The 23,209-nt window shown below is 67.9% G+C and carries 22 protein-coding genes and 2 pseudogenes; 17 read left to right on the forward strand and 7 right to left on the reverse strand.

Going from position 1 to position 23,209, the window contains the following annotated elements; translation table 11 throughout:
• The first annotated feature begins 23 nt into the window (after positions 1-23).
• Both ACZ4S3_RS12210 and ACZ4S3_RS12215 read left to right on the forward strand, forming a co-directional pair.
• Complete coding sequence (locus ACZ4S3_RS12210; RefSeq protein WP_467931080.1) at positions 24-758, forward strand: response regulator transcription factor; 735 nt, start codon at positions 24-26, stop codon at positions 756-758.
• Positions 755-2,203, forward strand: a complete 1,449-nt coding sequence (locus ACZ4S3_RS12215) for a sensor histidine kinase (protein WP_467931082.1) — start codon at positions 755-757, stop codon at positions 2,201-2,203. The genes ACZ4S3_RS12210 and ACZ4S3_RS12215 overlap by 4 nt, the downstream gene beginning before the upstream one ends.
• 89 nt (positions 2,204-2,292) lie before the next feature.
• Here the strand turns inward: ACZ4S3_RS12215 and ACZ4S3_RS12220 are convergent, their stop codons facing one another.
• Positions 2,293-2,766, reverse strand: coding sequence for an ArsI/CadI family heavy metal resistance metalloenzyme (locus ACZ4S3_RS12220; protein WP_467931085.1), 474 nt, complete (start codon positions 2,764-2,766; stop codon positions 2,293-2,295).
• A gap of 78 nt (positions 2,767-2,844) precedes the next feature.
• Between ACZ4S3_RS12220 and ACZ4S3_RS12225 the strand changes: the two genes are divergently transcribed.
• The 11 genes and pseudogenes from ACZ4S3_RS12225 to ACZ4S3_RS12275 all read left to right on the forward strand — a co-directional run.
• Positions 2,845-3,252, forward strand: a complete 408-nt coding sequence (locus ACZ4S3_RS12225; RefSeq protein WP_467931089.1) for an ArsR/SmtB family transcription factor — start codon at positions 2,845-2,847, stop codon at positions 3,250-3,252.
• Positions 3,249-4,340 (forward strand): ACR3 family arsenite efflux transporter, encoded by a 1,092-nt coding sequence (gene arsB / locus ACZ4S3_RS12230; protein WP_467931093.1) that lies wholly within the window; start codon positions 3,249-3,251, stop codon positions 4,338-4,340. Before ACZ4S3_RS12225 ends, arsB begins: the two co-directional genes overlap by 4 nt.
• Positions 4,333-4,752 carry an arsenate reductase ArsC gene (locus tag ACZ4S3_RS12235; protein ID WP_467931097.1) on the forward strand — a complete coding sequence of 140 codons (420 nt, stop codon included), beginning with the start codon at positions 4,333-4,335 and terminating at the stop codon, positions 4,750-4,752. The genes arsB and ACZ4S3_RS12235 overlap by 8 nt, the downstream gene beginning before the upstream one ends.
• A gap of 524 nt (positions 4,753-5,276) precedes the next feature.
• The gene (locus ACZ4S3_RS12240; RefSeq protein WP_467931102.1) at positions 5,277-5,873 is read left to right on the forward strand and encodes a hypothetical protein; all 597 of its coding nucleotides are present in this window, start codon (positions 5,277-5,279) and stop codon (positions 5,871-5,873) included.
• The gene (locus ACZ4S3_RS12245; RefSeq protein ID WP_467931106.1) at positions 5,858-6,955 is read left to right on the forward strand and encodes an AIPR family protein; all 1,098 of its coding nucleotides are present in this window, start codon (positions 5,858-5,860) and stop codon (positions 6,953-6,955) included. Before ACZ4S3_RS12240 ends, ACZ4S3_RS12245 begins: the two co-directional genes overlap by 16 nt.
• 11 nt (positions 6,956-6,966) lie before the next feature.
• The gene (locus tag ACZ4S3_RS12250; RefSeq protein ID WP_467931110.1) at positions 6,967-7,122 is read left to right on the forward strand and encodes a hypothetical protein; all 156 of its coding nucleotides are present in this window, start codon (positions 6,967-6,969) and stop codon (positions 7,120-7,122) included.
• A 431-nt stretch (positions 7,123-7,553) separates the two neighbouring features.
• Complete coding sequence (locus ACZ4S3_RS12255; protein WP_467931114.1) at positions 7,554-7,925, forward strand: hypothetical protein; 372 nt, start codon at positions 7,554-7,556, stop codon at positions 7,923-7,925.
• A complete protein-coding gene (locus ACZ4S3_RS12260) occupies positions 7,922-8,905 on the forward strand; it encodes a 1-phosphofructokinase family hexose kinase (RefSeq protein ID WP_467931118.1) in 984 nt (327 codons plus the stop codon). Before ACZ4S3_RS12255 ends, ACZ4S3_RS12260 begins: the two co-directional genes overlap by 4 nt.
• A 906-nt stretch (positions 8,906-9,811) precedes the next feature.
• A complete protein-coding gene (locus tag ACZ4S3_RS12265) occupies positions 9,812-10,879 on the forward strand; it encodes a lysylphosphatidylglycerol synthase transmembrane domain-containing protein (protein ID WP_467931121.1) in 1,068 nt (355 codons plus the stop codon).
• A 251-nt stretch (positions 10,880-11,130) separates the two neighbouring features.
• The gene (locus ACZ4S3_RS12270) at positions 11,131-11,838 is read left to right on the forward strand and encodes a SpoIIAA family protein (protein WP_467931587.1); all 708 of its coding nucleotides are present in this window, start codon (positions 11,131-11,133) and stop codon (positions 11,836-11,838) included.
• Between the two features lie 96 nt (positions 11,839-11,934).
• Positions 11,935-12,064: pseudogene (locus tag ACZ4S3_RS12275) on the forward strand (IS256 family transposase); the annotation flags it as partial.
• On the opposite strand, the gene ACZ4S3_RS12280 reads toward ACZ4S3_RS12275, so the two are convergent.
• From ACZ4S3_RS12280 to ACZ4S3_RS12290, 3 genes and pseudogenes are all read right to left on the reverse strand, one after another.
• Positions 12,052-12,855, reverse strand: coding sequence for a hypothetical protein (locus ACZ4S3_RS12280; protein ID WP_467931126.1), 804 nt, complete (start codon positions 12,853-12,855; stop codon positions 12,052-12,054). The pseudogene ACZ4S3_RS12275 and the gene ACZ4S3_RS12280 sit on opposite strands and share 13 nt — an antisense overlap.
• A 103-nt stretch (positions 12,856-12,958) precedes the next feature.
• Positions 12,959-13,206 (reverse strand): annotated as a pseudogene (locus ACZ4S3_RS12285) (thiolase C-terminal domain-containing protein); the annotation flags it as partial.
• A gap of 100 nt (positions 13,207-13,306) precedes the next feature.
• Positions 13,307-13,726 (reverse strand): CBS domain-containing protein, encoded by a 420-nt coding sequence (locus tag ACZ4S3_RS12290; RefSeq protein WP_467931131.1) that lies wholly within the window; start codon positions 13,724-13,726, stop codon positions 13,307-13,309.
• Positions 13,727-14,234: 508 nt separating this feature from the next.
• Between ACZ4S3_RS12290 and ACZ4S3_RS12295 the strand changes: the two genes are divergently transcribed.
• Positions 14,235-14,708, forward strand: a complete 474-nt coding sequence (locus ACZ4S3_RS12295; RefSeq protein WP_467931136.1) for an Hsp20/alpha crystallin family protein — start codon at positions 14,235-14,237, stop codon at positions 14,706-14,708.
• 164 nt (positions 14,709-14,872) lie between these two features.
• Here the strand turns inward: ACZ4S3_RS12295 and ACZ4S3_RS12300 are convergent, their stop codons facing one another.
• Entirely contained in the window at positions 14,873-15,310 is a 438-nt protein-coding gene (locus ACZ4S3_RS12300; protein WP_467931140.1) for a CBS domain-containing protein, read from the reverse strand.
• Positions 15,311-15,653: 343 nt separating this feature from the next.
• Between ACZ4S3_RS12300 and ftsH the strand changes: the two genes are divergently transcribed.
• The 3 genes from ftsH to ACZ4S3_RS12315 all read left to right on the forward strand — a co-directional run bounded on the left by ftsH (position 15,654) and on the right by ACZ4S3_RS12315 (position 19,591).
• Positions 15,654-17,630 carry an ATP-dependent zinc metalloprotease FtsH gene (gene ftsH, locus ACZ4S3_RS12305; protein ID WP_467931144.1) on the forward strand — a complete coding sequence of 659 codons (1,977 nt, stop codon included), beginning with the start codon at positions 15,654-15,656 and terminating at the stop codon, positions 17,628-17,630.
• Positions 17,631-17,955: 325 nt separating this feature from the next.
• Positions 17,956-18,642, forward strand: coding sequence for a CBS domain-containing protein (locus ACZ4S3_RS12310; protein ID WP_467931148.1), 687 nt, complete (start codon positions 17,956-17,958; stop codon positions 18,640-18,642).
• A 73-nt stretch (positions 18,643-18,715) separates the two neighbouring features.
• Positions 18,716-19,591: a universal stress protein gene (locus tag ACZ4S3_RS12315; protein ID WP_467931591.1), complete on the forward strand. Its 876-nt coding sequence runs from the start codon at positions 18,716-18,718 to the stop codon at positions 19,589-19,591.
• Between the two features lie 12 nt (positions 19,592-19,603).
• Here the strand turns inward: ACZ4S3_RS12315 and ppk2 are convergent, their stop codons facing one another.
• Positions 19,604-20,422 carry a polyphosphate kinase 2 gene (ppk2, locus tag ACZ4S3_RS12320; protein WP_467931152.1) on the reverse strand — a complete coding sequence of 273 codons (819 nt, stop codon included), beginning with the start codon at positions 20,420-20,422 and terminating at the stop codon, positions 19,604-19,606.
• Positions 20,423-20,542: 120 nt separating this feature from the next.
• Complete coding sequence (ppdK, locus tag ACZ4S3_RS12325) at positions 20,543-23,179, reverse strand: pyruvate, phosphate dikinase (RefSeq protein ID WP_467931154.1); 2,637 nt, start codon at positions 23,177-23,179, stop codon at positions 20,543-20,545.
• Positions 23,180-23,209 lie beyond the last annotated feature (30 nt).

Raw genomic sequence — 23,209 nt, forward strand, 5'->3', positions numbered from 1 at the left:
GAGGGAGGGATGCTGGAGTCACCATGCACACTCACCGCACGCCCGCCCCATTGCACAGCGCTGACGGCTTGCCGGTGCGCGTCCTCGTGATCGACGACGAGCCGGACCTCACCGAGGTGCTCTCCGGCGCCCTGGCGGGCGAGGGCTGGGAGGTCCGCAGCGCGGCCGACGGAGCCTCCGCGCTCGCTGTGGCGCGGACCTTCCGCCCGCACGCCGTCGTCCTGGACTGGATGCTGCCCGACATCGACGGTCTGCAGGTGCTGCACCTGCTGCGCCAAGAACTGGCGACGGTCTGCGTCCTCTTCCTCACTGCACGTGACGCCGTCGAGGACCGGATCGCCGGGATCACAGCCGGCGGCGATGACTACGTGACCAAGCCGTTCAGCCTGGAGGAAGTGCTGGCACGGCTGCGTGGGCTGCTGCGCCGGGCCGGTATGGCGCACGAACCGGACGGCGACCGGCTGGTCGTCGGGGACCTCGTCATGGACGAGGAAGCGCGGGAGGTGCTTCGTGGCGGCGAACTGGTCGAGCTGTCCCGCACGGAGTTCGAGCTGCTCCGTTTCTTGATGCGCAACCCCCGGCGGGTGCTGTCCAAGGCACAGATCCTCGACCGGGTCTGGTCCTACGACTTCGGCGGCCGGTCGCACGTCGTCGAGCTCTACATCAGCTATCTGCGCAAGAAGATCGACGCAGGCCGGCCCCCGATGATCCACACGGTCCGCGGCGTCGGATACGTCCTCAAAGCGGAGCCCTCGTGAAGCGGTTCGTCCCGCGCACCCTGCGCGGCCAGCTCACCGCCGGCCTGGTCGCACTCCTCGCGCTGGCCTGCCTGGCAGTCGGCGTCACCACAGTCGTCGCGCTCGAAGGGTTCCTGGTAAGCCGCTTGGACCAGCAGCTCTCCGCCTCCGCCGGCCGCTTCGCGGTAAGTCTGGAACACGAGTCCAGGCCGGACGCCGACAACCGGCCGGACACCCGCGGCCAGTCCGAGGGCACCTTCGGCGCCCGGCTGCTGCGCCGCACACCGACCCAGGCGGCCGTCGTACGCGACCGGACGGATGCCGCGGTGCCGCTGTCTGCTGACGACCGCCGGGCGCTGGCCGCCCTCCCGACCGACGGCTCCGGACACGGCATCCGGCTGTCCGCGCTGGGGCGGTACCGGGTCAACGCGGTGGTGGGCGACGACCGTGACGTGCTGATCACGGGTCTGCCGCTCCACCCGGTCGAGGAGACGGTGCACCGGTTGGTGGCGGTCGAGGCGGCGGTGTTCGGCGGGGCCCTCCTGGTGACCGGGGTTCTGGGGGCCCTGTGGGTACGGCTTTCGTTGCGTCCGCTGCGCCGCGTCACGACCACGGCCGCGAGCGTGGCCGAACTGCCGCTGGCCAGTGGCGAGGTGGCGATGCCGGCGCCGGTGCCGGTGGCCGACCCGCGCACCGAGGTCGGGCAGGTCGGCACCGCCCTCAACCGGATGCTCGGCCACGTCGGCAATGCCCTGGAGCGTCGCCACGCGAGCGAAGAACGACTGCGGCACTTTGCCGCCGACGCCAGCCATGAGTTGCGGACGCCGGTGGCCAACGTACGCGGCCATGCGGAACTCGCCCTTCGACATCAGGGCCCGGTGCCCAGCGAGGTGCGCCGCTCCCTGGAACGGATCCAGGCGGAGTCGGAGCGGATGAGCCGCCTGGTGGACGATCTGCTGCTGCTGGCCCGCCTCGACGCCGGCCGCGCCCTGGAGCACAAACCAGTGGATCTGACGCGACTCGTGCTCGACGCGGCCGACGATGCGCGGGCGGCCGGGCCACGCCATCGGTGGCTGCTCGACCTCCCCGAGACGGCGGTGACCGTGACGGGAGACGAACACCGCCTGCACCAGGTCCTCGGCAATCTGCTCGCCAACGCCCGGACGCACACCCCGCCGGGAACCACCGTGACGGTGCGGCTGGCGACCGACGGCCAGGGAACCCGGCTGACGGTCGCCGACGACGGCCCCGGCGTGCCGGAAGAGGTCCGACACGAAGTCTTCGGCCGCTTCGTGCGGGTCGACCACAGCCGCTCGCGAGCGGCAGGCGGCACCGGCCTGGGACTGGCGATCGTCGAGGCCGTGGTCACCGCGCACGGCGGTCAGGTCACGATGAACAGCCGCCCTGGACACACCGAATTCACCGTGACCTTTCCCCTGGCCTCGCCCGGTTTCGACGGTCATTGACCCGCCCCCGCCCGGTGTCGACGGTGACGATCTCATCGATCAGAAGCCCGTCTCGAGTGCGGCTGTCCTCGTTCACTACGGAAAGCAGGTCAGCTCCCGCAGGCGCAAGCCGAGGCGGGATCCGCTTCGGTGGTCCTGCTCGGGCAGCAGCCATTGCTGCTGCCTGTGGTCGAATCGATGCTCTTGCCGAGGGTGTCGGCGTCGGCCTTGACGACGTAGACCTCCCACGGCTCCTTGCCGGGACCGTGCACCCACACCTTGTCCTGGAGGGCGTAGCAGCACGAGGTGTCGTTCTCCTCGAAGGTAGCGAGGCCCGCATCCCTGAGTCGGGTCGTCGCTGCCGTCACTTGGTCCGTGGACCCGACTTCCACCCCGAGGTGGTCGAGGCGGTTCTCCTGTCCGGGCCCGCCCTCGATCAACACAAGCTTGAGCGGCGGCTCGGCAATGGCGAAGTTGGCGTAGCCCTCGCGTCGCTTGGCCGGTTCGGTGCCGAAGAGCTTCGAGTAGAAGGTGACCGACGCTTCGAGGTCGCTGACGTGCAGGGCGAGCTGTGCACGGGACATGGCGGTCTCCCATCGGCTTGCATTGATGTTTTTCGATGCAACCTTGCGCCTTGGATCGAAAAACGTCAACATAGAAGTATGTCGAAACAAGAGCTTGTGGTGCTCGGTCAGGCCGATGAGGCAGGCGCGTGCTGCCCGGGGCTGCTGACAGCTCCCCTCGACGAGGGGCAGGCCGAAGAGCTGGCGAAGGTGTTCAAGGCGCTGGGCGACCCGGTGCGGCTGCGCCTGTTGTCGATGATCGCCTCGCGCGCCGGAGGCGAGGTCTGCGTCTGCGACCTGACCCCTGCGTTCGACCTGTCGCAGCCGACGATCTCGCATCACCTCAAGCTGCTCCGGCAGGCCGGCCTCATCGACTGTGAGCGGCGTGGCACGTGGGTCTACTACTGGCTGCTGCCCGAGATGACAGACCGCCTCGCGGGCATCCTGACGCGCCCCGCCGGCGAACCTCTGCCCGCCCCGGCCGAGGCCGCCGGGGCTGCCTTGTGAGCGCCGCGCCCGAGCAGGCCTTCGCCGGCCGTCTGTCGTTCCTCGACCGGTACCTCGCCGTCTGGATCCTCGCTGCGATGGCTCTCGGTCTCGGTCTCGGCCACGTCGTACCCGGCCTTGGGGACGCTCTCGCCAAGGTCACCGTGACCGGCGTATCGCTGCCGATCGCGCTCGGCTTGCTGGTGATGATGTACCCGGTTCTCGCGAAGGTGCGTTACGACCGGCTCGACACCGTCACCCGTGACCGTCGGCTGCTGCTGCCCTCGCTGCTGCTGAACTGGATCGTCGGCCCGGCGCTCATGTTCGCGCTGGCGTGGGTGTTCCTGCCGGACCTGCCCGAGTACCGCACCGGCTTGATCATCGTGGGGCTGGCCCGCTGTATCGCCATGGTCATCATCTGGAACGACCTGGCCTGTGGCGATCGCGAGGCCGCCGCTGTCCTGGTGGCGCTGAACTCGGTGTTCCAGGTGATCGCGTTCTCGGCGCTTGGCTGGTTCTACCTGTCCGTGCTGCCCGGGTGGCTCGGCCTTGAGCGGCCCGGCCTCGATGTGTCCGTGCGGGAGATCGCCCGCAGCGTGCTGATCTTCCTCGGCATCCCGCTCGCGGCCGGGTACCTCACGCGCCGGATCGGCGAGAAGGCCAAGGGGCGCACGTGGTACGAGGGGAAGCTGATCCCACGGATCGGGCCGTTTGCCCTGTACGGGCTGCTGTTCACGATCATCATTCTCTTCGCGCTGCAAGGCGACGCGATCACCTCGCAACCGCTCGACGTCGCCCGGATCGCGCTCCCGCTGCTCGTGTACTTCGCCCTGATGTGGGCCGGCTCCATGGCACTCGGACGATCCGTCGGACTCAACTACTCCCGTGCGACGACCCTCGCGTTCACGGCCGCCGGCAACAACTTCGAGCTGGCCATCGCGGTAGCCATCGCCACGTTCGGCGCCACCTCCGGACAGGCCCTCGCCGGCGTGGTCGGCCCGCTCATCGAGGTACCCGTGCTGATCGGCCTCGTCTACGTCGCGCTGTACGCCCGCCGCTACTTCACCACCCCCGCGCCCCTGACCGAGGAAGACCCCGCGCATGCCTGACACCGCCCTGCCGTCCGTGCTGTTCGTCTGCGTCCACAACGCCGGCCGCTCGCAGATGGCCGCCGCGCTTCTTACGCACCTTGCGGGCGACCGCGTGCAGGTGCGGTCCGCCGGGTCCGCCCCCGCCGACGCCGTGAACCCGGCCGTCGTCGCGGCAATGGCCGAGGTGGGCATCGACGTCTCGGCCGAGGTGCCCAAGGTGCTCACCGTCGAGGCCGTGCAGACATCCGACATCGTCATCACGATGGGCTGCGGCGACACCTGCCCAGTCTTCCCCGGAAAGCGCTACCTCGACTGGCAGTTGCCCGACCCCGCCGGGCAGGGCGTCGAGTCCGTACGGCCCATCCGCGACGACATCGAGCAGCGGATTCGCGGACTCCTCGACGAGATCGCCCCCGAGGGAATGGGGTGAGTCCCTCTGTCGATCGGCAGCGAAAGGGGCCTGGTGGCTCCTGCCCGGCCGGTACGGTGCACTTGAGGCTGGAAGTGCCGTTGACGGTCATGTGACGCCGGTCCGTGTACCGATGAGGCATCATGCTGAACACTCCGCACATCGTCAGAGATGTGATGACGAAGGCCGTGGCCGCGGATCTGGACGGTGCTGGCGGGGGAGCTGATGACCAGCCCCGCTCTGACCGTGGAGCCGGGCCGACCTGCTGAAGGTCTTTCTGCGTTGGGATGAAGACCTCGCGGAGGACGTCCGCCGGGACATCGTGAGCGTGCTCGTTCGCGCCGCCGACCAAGGACCTCCAAGTTACGGTCGCCGACGGGGTCAACTGGTTGGTCGGGAGCTTACGGCGCTTGTCGATCCTGAGCACGAGCTGCCTCCCGCCGGCCAGGCTGAGAACGCACACGGCGCGCCGACTCGATCCGCCGCGTGCCGAATCGGGGCGGGGGTGCTCAACGGGCCCTGCTCCTGGCTGCGAGGTGACAAGCATGCGCAATGTGGTGCCCCATATGACAGAGGTGCTGTCGCGAGGTTTTCAGCGACGCGTGAGCCTGCGAACATTCTGGCCGGGTACGCATACCTGTGGGGGGTGTTGCATGACGTCTGTCCAAAGCAATGATCAGCGACTGCTCGACCGTATCTTGGACGATCAGCGTCGGCGGCTGGCGCCGGACCAGGGAAGGGACGATTTCTTCACCTACTTCGCCGCTGACAAGGCATTGCAGGACTGGGATCTCGACACCGACGAGATCATGGACGGCATCGTGGACGGGGCGCATGACTGCGGCATCGACGGTATCTGGTCGTTCGTCGACGGCCGCTACGTCACTGCCGACGCGCACCAGTACCTGTCGTCGCGGGCCGGCACCATCGAGCTGGTCGTCCTCCAGGCCAAGACTTCTCCGGGCTATCAGGAGACGGTCTTCGAAAAGCTGCACTTCCATCTACCGACACTGCTCGACATGGGCCGCGACGAAGACGACTTGGTGGCGCACACCAATGCCAAGCTTCTGGAGCGTACGCGGCGATTCCTGCGCATCCTGGAAGACCTGGGACTTCGTTCCCCCAGGTGCGCACCAGGGTGATCTACGCGAGCAAGGCCGCGGAGCGTCCGCACCCCAACGTGAAGTCCAAAGGGGACCGACTGAGAAGAGAACTGGAAAAGATCACCTCTGATGCCGAGGCGACTATCCAGTACCTCAACGCCGCGGATCTGCGCGAGCGGACAGCCCGGGGTGCCAAGGCAGTGGCGCAGCTCGTCTTCTCCGAGACCCCAATGAGTACCTCGCTCGGGGAGGGATACGTCTGTCTCGCCCGGCTGGACGAGTACTACCGCTTCATCACCTCCGACAACCAGGCCTTACGGCTGGAGCTGTTCGAGTCGAACGTACGGGACTACGCGGGTTCCACCGCGGTGAACACCGCCATCGGCGAGACCCTGAAGTCGGGTACGCGTGAGGACTTCTGGTGGTTCAACAACGGCGTCACGGTTGTTGCCGACGCTGCCCAGATCGCAGGCAAGAAGATCGTCATCAAGGACCCGCAAATCGTGAACGGGCTACAGGCCAGTCATGAGGTTTACAGCTACTTCCAGGCAGGTGGCCAGCACCGCGACAGATCGCTGTTGGTCAAGATCGTGGTTGCCCCGGAGTCCGGTACCACCCGCGACAGGATCATCCGAGCCACCAACAGCCAGACCCAGCTGCCCGCAGGCGCCCTGCGGGCGACGGAGTCGATCCAGAAGGACATCGAGGAAAGCCTCGCCCACTCCGGCAGCTATTACTACGAGCGCCGGGCCAGTTACTACCGCAACTTGGGTTTTCCCCTTGACCAGGTCGTCAGCATGGCCCGTCTGGCCCGTGAGTTCACCGCCTTCGTATTGCTGGAGCCGCACACGGCGCTTCGGCACTCCGAGGCCCTGCTGCTGGACGACAAGCACTACAGCCAGATCTTCTCCCCTCGGCACGACCTCGACCTCTACCGCCTCTGCCTGGATGTGCACACCCGCCTTCGACGCTTCCTGACCCGGTATGCCGAGGACAGACCGCTGCTCGGCGAGACGGTCGAGAACTGGCTCTACCCTCTGGCCTGCCTTTCGGCTTACACGCTCACCCGGTTGCGGAGCCCTCAGCACGGGACCTGCTCAACATCGACCTCGACCACCTGAACGATGACCTGATGGAGCGCATGGCCGGAGCCCTGGATCAGAACTTCAAGTCGGCGCTGCGCAACAACAAGGCCGGCGGCGTGGGCCGTATCGCCCGCAACGCCGACTTCACCACCAAGTTCCGTCAGTCCGTCATCTCCCAAAGCCGATTTCACATCGACCGCTGATGACTCAGCCCCCTGCCCCCATTGAGGAGGTAGGGCGGCTTGGGTGCCAGGGTGAATGGCCGAGAGCCTCGGCATAAACGCCGACGTCGAATGACGTGACCGGATGACAGTCATGCGGTGTCGCAGCTGTGGAAGATCAATGGGCATGTCAATAGCTCCGGGTCGGACTCGGAGCATTGTCCGGAAAGGCTGCTGGATATGGGGTCGGCAGCATCGCACCGCGCCGTGATCTCCGCTGGCGACCTGCCGGTGACGCGACGAGGTGCGACGGGCTGTCGGAAGGGTTAGCGTCGGAGCTGGGTCGGGACCAGTGACACGCATGATCGGCCGTCCGTTTCGTGGTATATGAGCCGACCGCGAGCGGCTGCGACCGAGACCCCAGGTGTCGGGCCGCTTCGTCGGCAGTTCGGCCAAGAACGTGGGAGCGAACCATGGCCGTCCGGGTTGCCATCCACAGGCTCGGCTGCATCGGCCGCTCGGTCCTGACCGAGCATGCCTTCGACGTGGCTGGCATCGTCTGTGCGACCGCACGGAAGACGACCGACGCCGAGGTCAACGAACTCCTCCGGCAAAAGGCCGCACGTGCCCGCTACCAGGACGGCCTGGGTGCCGTAGACACGCCCCTGGTATCCAGCGGCATCGTGGCGTGTCCACGAGCATCCGCCGTCGAACTCACGCTGACCACCGTTGCCGACTACGGCCTGCCGGTGGTCACAGCCGGGTACGACAACGAGCGGGGCCGTGTTCAGCAGATGGCGCGCCAGGCACTGGCCATACCGGGCGAGGCGATATCTCCGCGATGAGCACAGCAGCACCGGATCCCGCCACGGCCGGGCCAGTTCTCACCCTGACGATGAACCCCACCGTCGACATCTGCTGGGATGTCGACCACCTTGCCGACATCGGCAAGAACCGCGCCCGGGTCAGGTCTGTGGCCGGCGGGGGCGGAGGAATCAACGTCGCCCGCGGTGTGGCGCGACTCGGAGGACGGGCAACCGCCGTCCACACCGCCGGCCGCGAGGTCGGCTGCCGCCTGAACAGGTTGCTGGATGAAGAGGGCATCGACCACATCGCCGTCGGCATCGACGGTGAGACCCGCGAAGCACTCGTCGTGTTCGAGACCGAGTCGCGCCGCAGCCATCACATCGTCCCGCCGGGCCCGCACCTCGACGACCATGAGGGACGACGCTGCCTGGACGTGCTAGGGCAGGCGATCGGCACCAGCAGGTACGTGGTAGCCAGCGGAAGCCTGCCCGGCGGCCTGCCGGACGACTTCTACACGGCTGTCGCCCGCCGGGTCAAAGCGGCCGGATCCCTGCTGGTGCTGGACACGTCTGGCCCGGCGCTGCGGCATGCCCTGGCGGAAGGCGTCTTCCTGCTCAGGTGCAACCGCACAGAGGCCGCCGATCTCCTCGGCCGGACCGTCCGCAGCTTCGACGACGCCCTGGCCGTCAACGAGCAACTGCTCACCACTGGGGCCGCCGAGATCGCCATCACCACGATCGGTGACCTGGGCGCGCTCTGCTCGACCCGTCACGGTCACACCGAACTGCGTGCACCGCCGCTGCCCGGGGAACTGCTCAGTGACGCCGGGGCCGGAGACAACATGGTGGCCGCGCTCACCGTACGGCTGGCCGCAGGGGACGATCCGGTCAGTGCCTGCGCGCTGGGGGTGGCCGTGGCCGCGGCGTCGGTGCTCACCCCCGGCACCGAGCCCTTCGACCGTGGGATGGGCGAGTCTCTCTGCCCCGACGTGGGGATCACGTTCCGAACCAGCTCATGATCGGGAGCGTTGACCACCGCGTCGTGCCCCTGACGTCCGTATCGCTGTCCCCTCTGGGGCACCGCCCACGTATCCGCCGGCGGGCACCGCAACTCCGACTCGTCCGGGCCCACGTACGCGACCCGCCCCCTGCCCACCGACGGAACACCCTCATCCCTTTCGATCACGCCCGCCAGACCTATAGCGCTCGAGCACCTCCAAGCTTTTCGCCGCCATTTATCCCGAAGCCGTCACTTTGGCCCCGCCTGTTCGCCTCGGCCTCCTGGCGGCACATGGTCTCGGGTACCGCCCCTCATGAAGCACGAGGTCGCGCGACGGCGCAAAGAACTTCAGGGCGAAGCAACACGACTGCGGCTCCAGCGGACGAAAGTACACGTCCCATGAACCTCCGCCGAAGCAGCTGTCGGTGTCCGCCGGAAAGGTTCCTCACGCGGCCCGGCCAGCCTCTCGACAACGGGCCGAATGGATCCACCCGACGCCGAAACAGCCTGGGGCACCCGCTTGGCGGGCCTAGCGGAGTTGGGCGACCGCGGGCGTCCGGCCGGGTTGTGCCGGGAGGCCGCTTCCCGAATGGTCATTCCGGTTTCCGGTCTGACCAGCGCATATCGAGGTCCCATCGCTGATCCCACCTCCCGGTTGGGTCCGGTTGACGCAAACCTCATCACGGCCGCCTGCGGCCTGCCTTCAGCTCAACCCTGATGAGACACCAGCGCCACTCGGACGAGTAGCGCTGGCCCGCAACCTGGCCCTGTCGGTGCTACACCTGCCTTTGTGGGCTCGGAATGGAACGGCTCTGGCCGTGCGTGGAAGTTGGCGAATCTGCCGTCCGACGTGTGCGCATGCGAGGCCACCCCAGTCGGCAGCTGCCTTTGGTGCTGTACCTGCCGCCGGTGGTGGTGACGGACGATGTCTGAGCGGTCGTACACCACAGCGGAGAGCCGTGCGGACCGTCTCGTCCGGCCGGGCTGGCTGACCTGGTGCGGAGCCGGCCTGCTGCTGGCGGCCGCGGTATGGGTGGGTGTCTGGCGGCGGCGCGAGCTGGCGCAGGCGTTCGACCTCATCTCCCGGGTGCATGTCCCTCAGCTGATGGTTGCTGTGGGAGTCGAGGCACTGTCGGTGGTGTGCTTCGCGGCCGTGCCGCGCTGGCTGCTGCGGGAGGGCGGGGTGCGGTGGAGCCTGCGGCAGATGGCTGCGATCGTCGTAGCGGCCAATGCTGTGGCGGGCGCACTGCCCGGTGGGGCGGCCCTCGCCAGCGCCTGGACGTTTCGCCAGCTGAACCGCCGGAGGGTCGAACCGGCTCTTGCGGCCGCCGTACTGGCCTCTGCCGGGGCGCTTGCGGCGCTCGGCCTGGGCATCCTGATCGTGGTCGGCATGTTCACCGTCGGTGCAACCGGGGCCGCCGTCGTTCTGCGCCCGGCTGCCGGCCTCCTGGGTCTGGCGTTGCTGTCCGGCCTGGCGGTCTTCGTCATGTCCCGTCTCGCAGGCTTCCGTGCGGTGCTGCGACGGTGCTGGGCCCGGGCGGGGCAGCGGTCCGCGCATGTGCGCAGGGGCCAGCAGGCACTGGTGCAGGTGGTGGAGCAGATCCGAATTCTGCAGCCCGGCTTCCGCACCTGGCTGCGACCAGCCGTGCTCGCGCTGTTGAACTGGACGTTCGATGCCGCGTGCCTGGCTGCGTGCCTGTGGGCACTCGGCGTCGGCGTGCCCTGGCGCGGACTGCTGCTGGCGTACGGGCTCACGCAGATCCCCGGCAGCCTGCGCCTGACGCCCGGCAGCCTGGGGGTGATCGAGGCAAGCCTGTCCGCGCTGCTCGTACTGTATGGCCTGCCGCCAGGGCCGGCGATCGGCGCAACTCTGCTGTACCGGGCCATCAGCTACTGGGCGCTGCAGCCGATCGGCTGGGCCTGCTGGATAGGCGTGACGTTCCACACCGATCAGTCTGAGGCTTCCGATCACCCTCCGTCGCCTCACGGGTAGGGCCTTATCGGCCCCGTCCGACCGGGTCACCACTCAGACGGAACATCGCAATGACCAAAAACTTACCTATTGCCTCATAGATTCAGTAATGCCACAAAAGGTATTTCTGTGAAAATTGCATCAGTGTCGCACAGGGGCGCGTGTTGGCCTCCGCTCGGACCGCACGTCGACCGGGCACGGAGAGAGGAAGAACATGCTGGAGAGAGCCAAGGACGCACCTGCCGGCGTCGGCGTGGTGAAGGCGATCGGGACTGTGTCGAAGAACGACTACCAGACGGTGGTCGAGCCACTCATCGAGGACGCTCGCAGGGAAGGCCGCCGCATTCGGATCCTGTGCGAGATCGGCCCCCGAGTTCACGTCCTTCACCCCCGGAGCTGCCTGGGAGGACCTCAAGGTCGGTATGGGTGCCATGAGACTGTTCGAGGGGTGTGCGATCGTCAGTGACGTGGGCTGGATCCGTGAGCCGACCCGGTTGACGAGCTTTCTGATGGCCTGTCCGGTGCGCGTCTTCGGAAGCCAGGAGCGTGACGAGGCCCTGCGCTGGCTGACGTCGCTGCCCGAGGGCCCCGGCATTTCCCACCGCCTGACCGAGTCCGAAGTGCTCGTGGTCGAAGTCGAACAACCCCTGCGCGCACCGGACTTCGACGCCCTCGCATCGACCGTGGACAGCTGGCTCAGGACACACGCCGAATTGGCCGGCGTCGTGATCCATGCGCGTGAGTTCCCCGGATGGGAGAACATCGGCGGCTTGATCCGTCATGTGCGGTTCATTCGCGACCATCACCGGAAGGTCAGGAAGATCGCGCTGGCAGCTGACAGCAAGATCACCACCCTGGTACCCCAGCTTGCGAATCACTTCGTCCAGGCCGAAGTGCGGCGGTTCGAATACGACGAACTCGACGACGCCCTCGCGTGGGCAGCCAGCCCTCCGGTGCGTGAGTCGAGTGATGGGGACTGAGCGTCTGCACGGCACTGACGTCCCTCAACATGACCGACAGGGTCCGCGCCGACGGACCACGCGTTGAAGGGCACCACTCAACGTCTTCCAGATCCGATGCAGCAGTTCCTGGGCAGCACGGCCGGTCTCTCCGCAGCCACCGTCACCCGGATCACGCAGCAGTGGCAGGCCGCCCATCAAGCGTTCGGCGAGCGGCGACCTGTCCGGCTACGACTACGTGTACGTATGAGCCGACGGCATCCACCTGCGCATCCCTGACAGGCGTGGCTTGGTGGGCCAGGTTCGGCGTGCGGCTTCAGGGTGCTGTGTCAGGTGCGTGGGACGCGGAGGGCGAGGATGGCCATGTCGTCGTGGCCGTCGCTGGGGTGGTGGCCGCCCCGGTTGACGAGGCGCTGCTCGAACTCGGTGACGACACAATCTCCCTCGCCGCGATCCGCCTCTGGATCCGTCCATGACCTGCCGAAAGGCCCTGGGGTTTCGCGGTCGGACCTTGATCGCCTGCCAGACGTACTGGCTCGCCTGGTGGCTCTTGTCCATCCAGGTCAGCGCCAGACTGATCAACGGGTTGTCGCCCTGCTGGTCCATGAGATATCTGCCCGAGGAGTGCACGAGCAGGTAGGTGTCGGAGCCCCGGTCGCGCTTGGCGACGAACAGGTGGGACTTGTCGGAGGGGGTCGAACCGGAGAACTTGAGCTGGGATTCCGTGCCGGGGTAGGCCATCAGGATGCTCTTGTCGGATGCCTGGTTCCTGAGGGAAAAGCTCGCCCCGTCCGCGCCGACGGCCCACTGGGCGCACCTGAGGCGGTTCTCATCGTTGGTGGTGGGATACCAATCCGGCGATCCCTCCGAGCTGTATCCGTGCGACGCCTCCGGCACCGCGTTCAGGTACTTGCCGGTGCCGACGTTCTTGAGGAAGACGGTCCCGGTGAACGCGGGCTTCCCGTCGGTCTGCCCGAGGAAGCCCTTGATCGCGCCTTCGACGCCACCCTTGGCGGCACAGGTGATCGAGCTGGCCACGCTGATCTCCCGAATGTCAGCCGAATGGTTGCCCGAGCCCGGTCCCAGGAGCCGGGATTGCCACCCGATCGGTGGCGAGTCTTTGGATCCCGATGCGGGCAGCCGCGCCGGGAATCAGCCCCGACGTAGGCGCCCCCGTACCCGCCGTGTCCAGCACATGGGAAGCCCCCGGCACCTGGTTGACGGATGTGCCGCGCCGCCGCCGTACCGCCTCCGCGATCCCGTTCATCCCGTGCAGATATGCCTCGCCGAGCTGCCCGCCGTGGGTGTTGAGCGGCAGCGCGTCCACGGCCACGAAGCCGGCGCCCTGGCCAGGCCGCAGAAGCCGAATTCCTCAAGCTGCATCAGGACGGGGGAACGGCGCACCCATCGGACAGGCCCTGATCTCCTGTCCTGCTGCTCAGCCTGAACGCGCCGTGCTCCGTTGGACGGTTCGACGCAGTGGAGGCCGTCAAGCGGTCGCACAGATGGTTTCGACGAAGTGCCCCACCTTCTCTTCCGGGAGGTGCCGGGCGAGGTCGGCTTCGCTGATCATGCCGACCAGTCGGTGGTCGTCGATAACCGGCAGTCGCCGGATCCGGTGTTCCTCCATGGCATGCAGGACCTGCTCCGTTCCCGCGTCGGCGCTGATGGTGACAGGCTTGCCCTGGGAGAGCTCGCCGGCGGTCATGACCTTGGGGTCCTTGCCCCTGGCAAGGCATTTCAGGACGATGTCGCGGTCGGTGATGATCCCATGGAGCCGGTCGTCGGGACCGCAGATGGGCAGTGCGCCGACATCGAGGTCGTGCATCCGGCGGGCCGCGTCCACTAGGGTCTCGGTCTCCTGCACACAGGTAGCGCCACTGTGCATGATGTCGCGTGCGGTAGTCATTGCGCTGACGTCCTCAAGTTCGTATGGGATGGGCGTGCCGCCTGAGCCCTCACGTGCCGCCCTGTAGGGCCTGGAACCAGTGTCTGGTTTGTGGACTGCGGGTTGAAATAGGTCGAATGGCCCTGCCTTCCGCGGGTGAGCAGCAGGACTGTGGGCCGAGTGGCCTCGAAGTGGGTTGACGACTCCCGTGGACTCATCTTCTGCGCCGTTCCCGGGGCAGCGAGCCGGAGATCCTGCCTGATGAGACCGAGCCCGTCTACGCCGTCGCGCTGCTGACGGGCTTGAGCGGCCGTTCGAAATACCCGGGTCCCGATCCGGTGCATGCCCGCCGTCGTACCGCGCCCGTCGCATGGACCTGAAGCAGCTGGGTCTCGTCGCCCGAACTGCGACGGCACCATGCCGAGGCTCTCACCTCGGCCAAGTGGGGGCCAAGGTGCCGGTCGTGCCGAGGACGGCCAGCATGGAAGAAGCAGAATCAACTGCCGCCCATTCGCGGAGGTGAACCGCGATGACTCTGCCCATACGACACCGCCATGGCAGCTTGATGGAGCGGGGATTTCCCTGGCACGAGCCGATGACGGCCGATTTTGAGGACCTGTTCGAGAGGATGAACCGGTTTCTGCAGTCGGCTTCCCTCACACCGTCGTTGACCGAAACGATGAACTGGGCTCCGCTCGCAGACATGCACGAGACCGACGATGCGTACACGGTCGAATGCGAACTGCCCGGCATGAAGCGTGAGGACATCGACGTCGAGATCACCGAGCGCGAGCTGTGCATCTCGGGAGAGCTGAAGGAACGTGAGCGGGCGGGCGTGATGAGGCGCCGGGGACGCCCCACCGGGCGTTTCGAGTACCGGGCCTTGCTGCCCACCGACGTGAAGGCCGAGGACGTCCAGGCAACCCTTTCCGACGGGGTCCTTACGGTGACCATTCCCAAGGCCAAGGCGGCCAAGCCACGCCATATCGAGATCCAGGGCTGAGTCTCGGGCCGCTCAAGAGCTGAGCGTCCCTCGCGCAACCGGGGCGGCCGGTACGTCGCTGCCTGTAGCTGCCTCACCCAGGACATGCCCCCTCGCGGTGCACAGCAGCCCGGCGCGGAGGACGGCCACCGTCACGCTGGCTGCGGGACCGGGCACGTATGTCGTCACCTCGCCGCGGTCCGGTTCTGGCGCCGGTGGAACGGGTCAGGGACCTTTCGGGTGGCGTTGACCACGGCGGCCAACTCACCCAACTGCCCGGTGACGAACCAGAACAGGTCGTCGAAGGAGACCACTCCGACGAGCCGCCCTTTGTCCACCACGGGCAGATGGCGGGCTTCGATCGAGCGCATGGCATGCATCGCGGCCGGGACCGGGGTGTCCGCCTCGACGGTGATCGGGTCCGTCGACATCAGAGCCTCGACCCGCACCGTCGGCGAGAGCCCGCGGGCCATCGCCCGTACGACCAGATCCCGGTCGGTGATCATGCCCACCACCTGATCGTCTTCGACCACGGGCAGGGCCCCGACGCAGGCGTCGGCCATGTGCCGGGCCGCCTCCTGCAGTGACGCGTCAAGGGGAACGCTGGCCGGGGGAGTGGTCATGAGGTGTTTGATCTGCATCTTCTTCGTTGCCTTCCTGGGCGGTTTCGGTGCCCGCCCGCGCCCTGGCCATGGGAGTGGGCACGCCCGCGTGCCCAGCGCACGCAGACAGCCGGCCGATTCACCACGACGTGAACCGCAGCACTTCCCAGACTGATCCCCGATCGACGGTGAGTGGAGGGCCGAAGGTCCCTCCAGCCGGGCAACTGGCCCCCAAACCGGGACGACGCATGTGAGGTCGTGGGCTGCCGCGTTCCGTTCTGCAGGACGGGGGGAAAACGTCGACCGTGGAAGGGAGACGGCGGCTGCGACCTCCACCGTCCGTATCGGGGGAATGTCTCGTCGAATGGCCTGCCCCGTGTCAAGGGAGCCGTCAGTGATCACAGCAGTCCGCCTGTCAGGCCGGCATCCGACACGGTCGGCCAAACCGGGGCCACCACGTGAGCCGCCCAAACCGCCGGCCCCGTCGCCGGCCCGTGCCTGGCGGCCGTGGCTGCTGCCCATCGTGCTGATGGTTATGTTCCTGGCTCTTCTGATGCGCTCCCAGTCCTCGCCGGGGACCGCGCTTTCCTACAGCCACTTCCTCGGCAAGGTGGACACGGGTCAGGTCAAAACGGTGGACATCAACGACAAGGGAGCCGTTGACGGAACCCTCAAGGACGGGCGGAAATTCACCACCCGGATCCCCACAGCGCTGGCCAACAGCAGCCTTGAGCAACGATTGCGGTCCGAGAAGGTCGACATCACCGCCTCCGCCAGCGGCGGCAGCGGGTTGGGGACGCTGCTGGCATTCCTCCTGCCGCTGGTGCTGCTCGGTGCGGTGTTCATGTGGGCCGGGCGGCGGGCGGCGCGCACGCTGTCCGGAGGGCTGAGCGGCATCGGACGGTCCCGCGCGAAGATCATCGAGGCCGAGCGGCCGACCACCCGTTTTGCTGATGTCGCCGGGTACGAGGGTGTCAAGCAGGAGATCAGTGAAGTCGTGGACTTTTTGCGCCACCCCGAGCGGTACGCGGTGGCCGGCGCCAAGGGCCCACGCGGTGTGCTCATGGTCGGGCCGCCGGGCACTGGCAAGACCCTGATCGCACGCGCCGTGGCCGGCGAGGCGGAAGTGCCCTTCCTGTCGGTGACCGGATCGGCGTTCGTGGAGATGTTCGTCGGGGTCGGCGCCTCCCGGGTACGCGACCTCTTCGCCGACGCACGCAAACGCGCCCCCTCGATCATCTTCATCGACGAGATCGACGCCGTCGGCAGCCGACGTGGCGGTGTGCGCCTGGGCGGTAATGACGAACGCGAGCAGACCCTCAACCAGCTCCTGGCCGAGATGGACGGCTTCGACCAGAGCAGCGGCATCGTGGTGCTCGCCGCCACCAACCGCCCCGAAGCCCTCGACACCGCGCTGCTGCGGCCCGGCCGCTTCGACCGGCATGTGACCGTCCCGCTGCCCAACCAGGCCGAGCGGGCAGCGATCCTTGCCGTACACGCACGCGGCAAGACACTCGCACCCGACGTCGACTGGAACGTCATCGCCCGAGCTACCCCGGGCTTCTCCGGCGCCGACCTCGCCAACCTCGTCAACGAGGCCGCCATCAACGCGGTCCGCGCGGGCGGCGCCGTCATTTCCGCCCAGGACCTGGACACTGCCCGCGACCGGGTCCTGCTCGGACGGCGCGAAACCTCCAACGCCCTGCTCCCCGAGGAACGCCATGCCGTCGCCGTCCACGAGTCCGGCCACGCCCTCGTCGCGGCCCTGTGCGAGCATGCCGACCCGGTCGCGAAGGTGACCATCCTGCCCTCCGGACCGACCCTGGGCGCCACCGAGCAGCTCCCCGAAGCCGAGCGGCACCTCTACAGCGAGGCATACCTGACCGACCTGCTGACGGTCCGCCTCGGAGGGCGGGCCGCCGAACTCGTCGCTTTCGGTGAAGGCTCGACCGGCGCCGCCGACGACCTGGCTGGCGCCACACAGATCGCCGGCCGCATGGTCCGCGATTTCGGCCTGTCCCCTGCGCTCGGCCCGGTCGGCTATGCCGCGGGGACCCCTCAGCGCATCGGCGGCGATACCCCCGAAGAATCCCTGCAGCGGCCCTACTCCGAGCAGACCCAGCGCATCATCGACGAGGAGACCGCCCGCCTGGTACGGCAAGCCGAGAAACGCGCAATGGCCCTGCTGCGCGAACACCGGACGGCGCTGGAGACCCTCGCAGGGCTGCTCACCACCCGCGAAACCGTCGATGGCTCCGTCGTCATCGGCGTACTACGAGAACACCAGCCAACAGGTGATCATGAGGCCAACGCGGCGGACAACCCCACGACGTCGTCTTGATCGCGATGATCGGCAGCCAAGGCGCATCCGCAGGGCGCGGAGGTCGAAGGGGCCCGCCCAACTCCCCGGTCATGCTCGGCTACGCCCTGCCGCTGAGCGCCGTCAACCAGGACCCTCGGCCCAGGAGTCCGCACCCTGCATTCTGCGCACGTCGTCGACCCTGGCTGGCTCGCCCGGGTGCTCCTGCCATGTCAGTTTCGTCGGGCTCCTCGTCCGGCCGGCCGCGGAAGGGACCGGACGGCCCCTGTCCGGCAGGCCCGGGGCATTCCAGGCTGGAGGTGTCACAACGGCCGTGTGGCGCCGGTCCGGGTATCCAGGAGGCATCATGCTGAACACCCCGCACATCGTCCGTGACGTGATGACCAAGACGGTAGCTGCGGTCGACCGGGAGGCGCGGTTCAAGGAGATCGTCGAGACCATGGAGCAGCGGAAGGTCAGCGCGCTGCCGGTCCTGGCGGGGGATGGCCGCGTGGTTGGAGTGGTGTCCGAGGCCGATCTGCTGCCGAAGGAAGGGTTCCGCGAGGCGGATCCCGGTCGTCTGGAGCAGCTGCGGCGGGTCGACGACGTGCGGAGAGCGGAAGCGGTGACGGCAGGGGAGCTGATGACCAGTCCCGCTCTGACTGTGCGAGCCGACGCCACGCTCTCCCAGGCCGCGCGGATCATGGCACGCGAGTCCGTCAAACGGCTGCCGGTGGTGGAGGGGCATGGCCTACTCCAGGGGATCGTCAGCCGTGCCGATCTGCTGAAGGTCTTTCTGCGCTCGGACGAAGACCTCGCGGAGGATGTCCGCCGGAACGTTCTGGGTGAATTGTTTGCGGCGCCTGCCAAGGATTTGCACGTCACGGTCGTGGATGGGGTCGCCACGCTCAGTGGACGGGTCCGGGACACCTCCCTCATCCCGGTGGCGGCACGTCTGGTGCGGGCCGTCGAAGGGGTGGTGGACGTGGAGTTCGACGTGACCGGCCCCGACCCCGCACGGACGACGCTGCCGACGGAGGACCGGCCACTTTGACCGAGAGGCCCGGGCCCCCTGAGCGGCCTCCACCATGAAGCGGTTGCTGACGAGCAAGAGGCGGGTGACGGCGATGGAGCACCCCTTGGTCGTGGGGATCGACGGATCGGATTCTGCTTTCCGGGCGCTGGAGTGGGCGGCGGACGAAGCAGCGCGCCGCGGCCTTCCCCTGCGGGTCGTCTACGCCTCCCAGTGGGAGCGTTATGAGGGCACGGTGTTGGCGCAAGGCATGGAACGCCCTGATGAGCAGGTGCTCGCGGAGAGCATCGTCGGATCCGCTGCCGACCGCGCCCGCCGTCGTCACGGGGACGTCGAGGTATCGGCGGAGGTCCTGGCCGACGACCCCGTCACGGGCCTTCTTCACGAGGGCCATTACGCGTCGATGCTGGTCCTGGGCTCAACAGGCCGCGGTGAGGTGGCCGGCCTGCTGCTGGGGTCGGTCGGTCTGGCGGTAGCGGGGCGGGCCCGGTGCCCGGTGATCGTGGTACGTGGTGAGGCGGCCGGCATCGCGGGTTCGTACGGGCGCGTCCTCGTGGGTGTCGATGCCCCGGACGTGTCGTCGGAGGCGGTCCGCTTCGCCTTCCGTGAGGCGGAGATTCGCCGCTGCCCGCTGGAAGCCGTCCGTGCCTGGCGCTGCCCGGCGCACGAGACGAGCGATTCTGTCCTAGTCGCGCTGGACGCGGCGCGCTACCACGAGAAGGAGGCATCGGCGCTGCTCGACGATGCGCTGGGCGAGGTAGCTGGTGACCATCCGCAGGTGCAGGTGCGCCACGTCACCGTCGAGGGGCCGGCACACAAGGTGCTGCGGCACCGCAGTGCCGCCGCGGATCTGCTCGTCGTCGGAGCACGCCGTCGGCACGCCCGGTTCGGGCTACAGCTCGGGCGGGTGGCGCACTCCGCGCTCTGCCACGCCGAGTGTCCTGTGGCTGTCGTACCGCAGCACGGGTGAGGGGCGCCGGTGTCACTCCAGCCCGGCCGCGTGGTCGGGCACGTATGTCTGCAGGTCCCGGGGCGGCCGCTGGTAGCCGGTGGACGGCGGCCGGGGCGGCAGTTCGAGTGCCGGTAGAGCGATGTCGCGGTAGGGCACCGTGGAGAGCAGGTGGGCGATCATGTTCAGCCGGGCCCGGCGTTTGTCGTCGCTTTCCACGACGTACCACGGTGACCCCGAGATGTCCGTGTGCACCAACATCTCGTCCTTGGCGCGCGAGTAGTCCTCCCATCTGGTCAGCGACTCGAGGTCGATGGGGGAGAGCTTCCAGCGGCGGGTCGGGTCTTCGAGCCGGCGCCGGAACCGCTGCTCCTGCGCCTCGTCGCTCACTGAGAACCAGTATTTGCGCAGCAGGATCCCGTCCTCCACCAGCATCCGCTCGAAAGCCGGGCACTGCCGCAGAAACAGCTGGTACTCGGAGGGGGTGCAGAAGCCCATGACCCGCTCGACGCCGGCCCGGTTGTACCAGCTGCGGTCGAACAGCACGATCTCGCCCGCCGCGGGCAGGTGCTCCGTATAGCGCTGGAAGTACCACTGTGTCCGCTCACGCTCGGTGGGGCGGGGCAGCGCCACGATGCGCGCCACCCGGGGATTGAGATACTGGGTGACGCGTTTGATCGCGCTTCCCTTGCCGGCCGCGTCGCGCCCCTCGAAGACCACCACGAGCCGGGCCCCCTCGGTACGCACCCACTCCTGCAGCTTCACCAGCTCCGTCTGTAGCCGGTACAGCTCCCGCTCGTACACCGACCGCGACAACCTTGCACGACTCCCGCTGCCCGGTGACTCCGCCATGCGACGACCGTACGAAGAATTGCCGCCCTCAGCTAAGGCAGGAGAGCCGAATGGGCCCGCTCGGTGCGCGGCCGCGCCGCATCAGCCGGAAATTCGCGGAGCTGCTGCCCGCCAGGCACATCAACGCTGGAAGTAGCGGGCTCGTCCCGCTTCCAAACGGGCGACGGGCACCCGGTAGGGGGAGCACGAGACGTAGTCCAGCCCGGCCGTATCGAAGAAACGGATGGAGTCGGGGTCGCCGCCGTGTTCGCCGCATACGCCGACGGAGAGGCCGGGGTGGGCGGCGCGGCCCTCTTCGAGTGCGATGGCGACCAGGCGGCCGACTCCGTCGAGGTCGAGGGCTTCGAAGGGGGAGATGTCGCAGATTCCTTGCGCGAGGTAGGCGGGCAGGAAGGACGCCTCGGCATCGTCCCGGGAGAGGCCCCAGGTGGTCTGGGTGAGGTCGTTGGTGCCGAGGGAGAAGAAGTCGGCGTGCCGGGCGATCGGACCCGCTGTCAGGGCGGCTCGGGGAAGCTCGATCATGGTGCCGATCGGGCAGTGCACGTCGATGCCGGTGGCCGTGGAGACTTCGGTGAGCACGGCGGCCACTTCGTCGCGGGCCCGGGAGAGTTCCCTTGCCGTGGCGACGAGCGGGATCATGATCTCGGCGTGCGGCTCGCCGCCGTCGCGTCGGCGTTGGGCGACGGCCTCGCCGACAGCTCGCGCCTGCATGGCGTACAGGCCGGGTGTCACCAGTCCGAGGCGGACGCCGCGCAGTCCCAGCATGGGGTTGTGTTCGTCGAGGCGGGTGACGGCGGCGAGCAGGCGTACGTCGTGCGGGTCGGGCGTGGTACCGGTCGCGCGCTGGGTTGCGATGCGCTCGGCCAACTCGGTGCGGTCCGGGAGGAATTCGTGCAGTGGCGGATCGAGCAGGCGGATGGTCACCGGCAGTCCGTCCATGGCGGCGAGGATGCCGATGAAGTCTTCGCGTTGCAGGGGGAGTAGGTCGTCCAGGGCCTGTTGGCGGTCTGCTTCGGTTGACGCCAGGATCATTGCCTCTATGAGGTGCCGGCGCTCGCCGAGGAACATGTGCTCGGTGCGGCACAGGCCGATGCCACTCGCCCCGAAGCGCCGGGCGCGGGCCGCGTCTTCCGGTGTATCGGCGTTCGCCCGGACGTCCATGCGGCGCGCGTGATCGGCACGCTCCAGTGCGTGCGCGACCGCGGCGCTGAGGGCGGTGGCTTCCTCGCCGTGCTCGAAGTAGCGCATCACGTCGGACTCCATCGTCGGTAGCGCCCCCAGGTGCACGGTGCCTGTGGTGCCGTCGACGGAGATCACCGTGCCTTCGCTCACCCGGGTGCCGTCGGCGGTGGTGAAGGCGCGGCCCGCCGGGTCGATGGTCAGCGTTTCGGTGCCACAGACGCAGACCCGTCCCATGCCGCGTGCCACCACGGCCGCGTGGCTCGTCTTGCCACCGCGGCCGGTGAGCACCGCGCGTGCCGCGATCATTCCGGGTAGGTCGTCCGGACTGGTCTCACGCCGGACGAGGATGACGTCTTCGCCGAGGCCCGCCCGGCTCACTGCCTCATGCGAGTCGAATACCGCGGCACCGACCGCCGCGCCGGGAGACGCGGGTATGCCGACCGCGAGTGGCGGCTCGGCGTGAGCCGTGTCGAACCTGGGGAACATCAACTGCCCGAGCTGCTCGCCGGTCACTCGGCCGAGTACCTCGTCCGGGGTGATCACGTCCTCGTCGATGAAGTGGGCGGCGATGCGGAAGGCAGCCTCTGCGGTGCGTTTGCCGATCCGGGTTTGGAGCATCCACAGTTTTCCGCGTTCGATGGTGAATTCGGTATCGCACAGATCCCGGTAATGCTTCGTCAGGGTCAGTAGGCAGTCCTGCAATTGATGGAATGACGGCGAGTCGATGCGCTCCAGCTCCTTGAGCGGAATGGCGTTGCGGGTACCGGAGACCACGTCCTCGCCCTGGGCGTTGGGCAGGTAGTCGCCGTAGATGCCCTCGTGGCCGGTGGCGGGATCGTGGGTGAAGGCGACACCGGTTCCGGAGTCGGAGCCGAGGTTGCCGTAGACCATGGCCTGAACGGTCACCGCTGTGCCCAGGTCTTCGGCAATGTGCTCACGGCGCCGGTAGACCTTTGCGCGTTCGCCGTTCCAGGAGTGGAACACGGCACGCACGGCACGGCGCAATTGTGCAGCCGGGTCCTGTGGGAATTCCTTGCCCGTCGTCGACCTGATGATTTTCTTGAATTCCTCGACAACGAGGGGGAGCTCGTGCGGATCTGGGTGGGCGGCCAGTTCAGTGGCGAAGAGGTTCAGGTCCACTCCCAGCACGGTGGCGCCGTACATCTGAAGCAGCCGACGGTAGGAGTCCCAGGCGAAGTCGGCGTTGCCCGATACCTCGGCCAGGCCGCGCACGGTCGTGTCGTTGAGCCCGACGTCAAGGATCGTCTCCATCATGCCCGGCATGGAGCGCTGGGCGCCGGACCGTACGGAGAGCAGCAGCGGGTCGTTCGGGTCTCCGAGGCGGCGGCCCATGGACTCCTCCAGGGCAGCGAGGTGCTCGGCCAGCTCGTCGGTGAGCTGTTCCGGCTCGCGGCCGGTGGAGAGGAAGGAGCGGCACGCCTGGGTGGTGATGGTGAACCCAGGAGGCACCGGCAGGCCCATGCGCGTCATCTCGGCGAGGTGAGCCCCCTTGCCGCCCAGGAGGTTGGCCATGGCTTGGCCGCCGTCGGTGAAGTCGTACACATAGCGAATCATGAGCATGACCCTTCTCGGGCGGCCTGTGGT

The organism is Streptomyces sp. NPDC028368 (assembly GCF_055565615.1).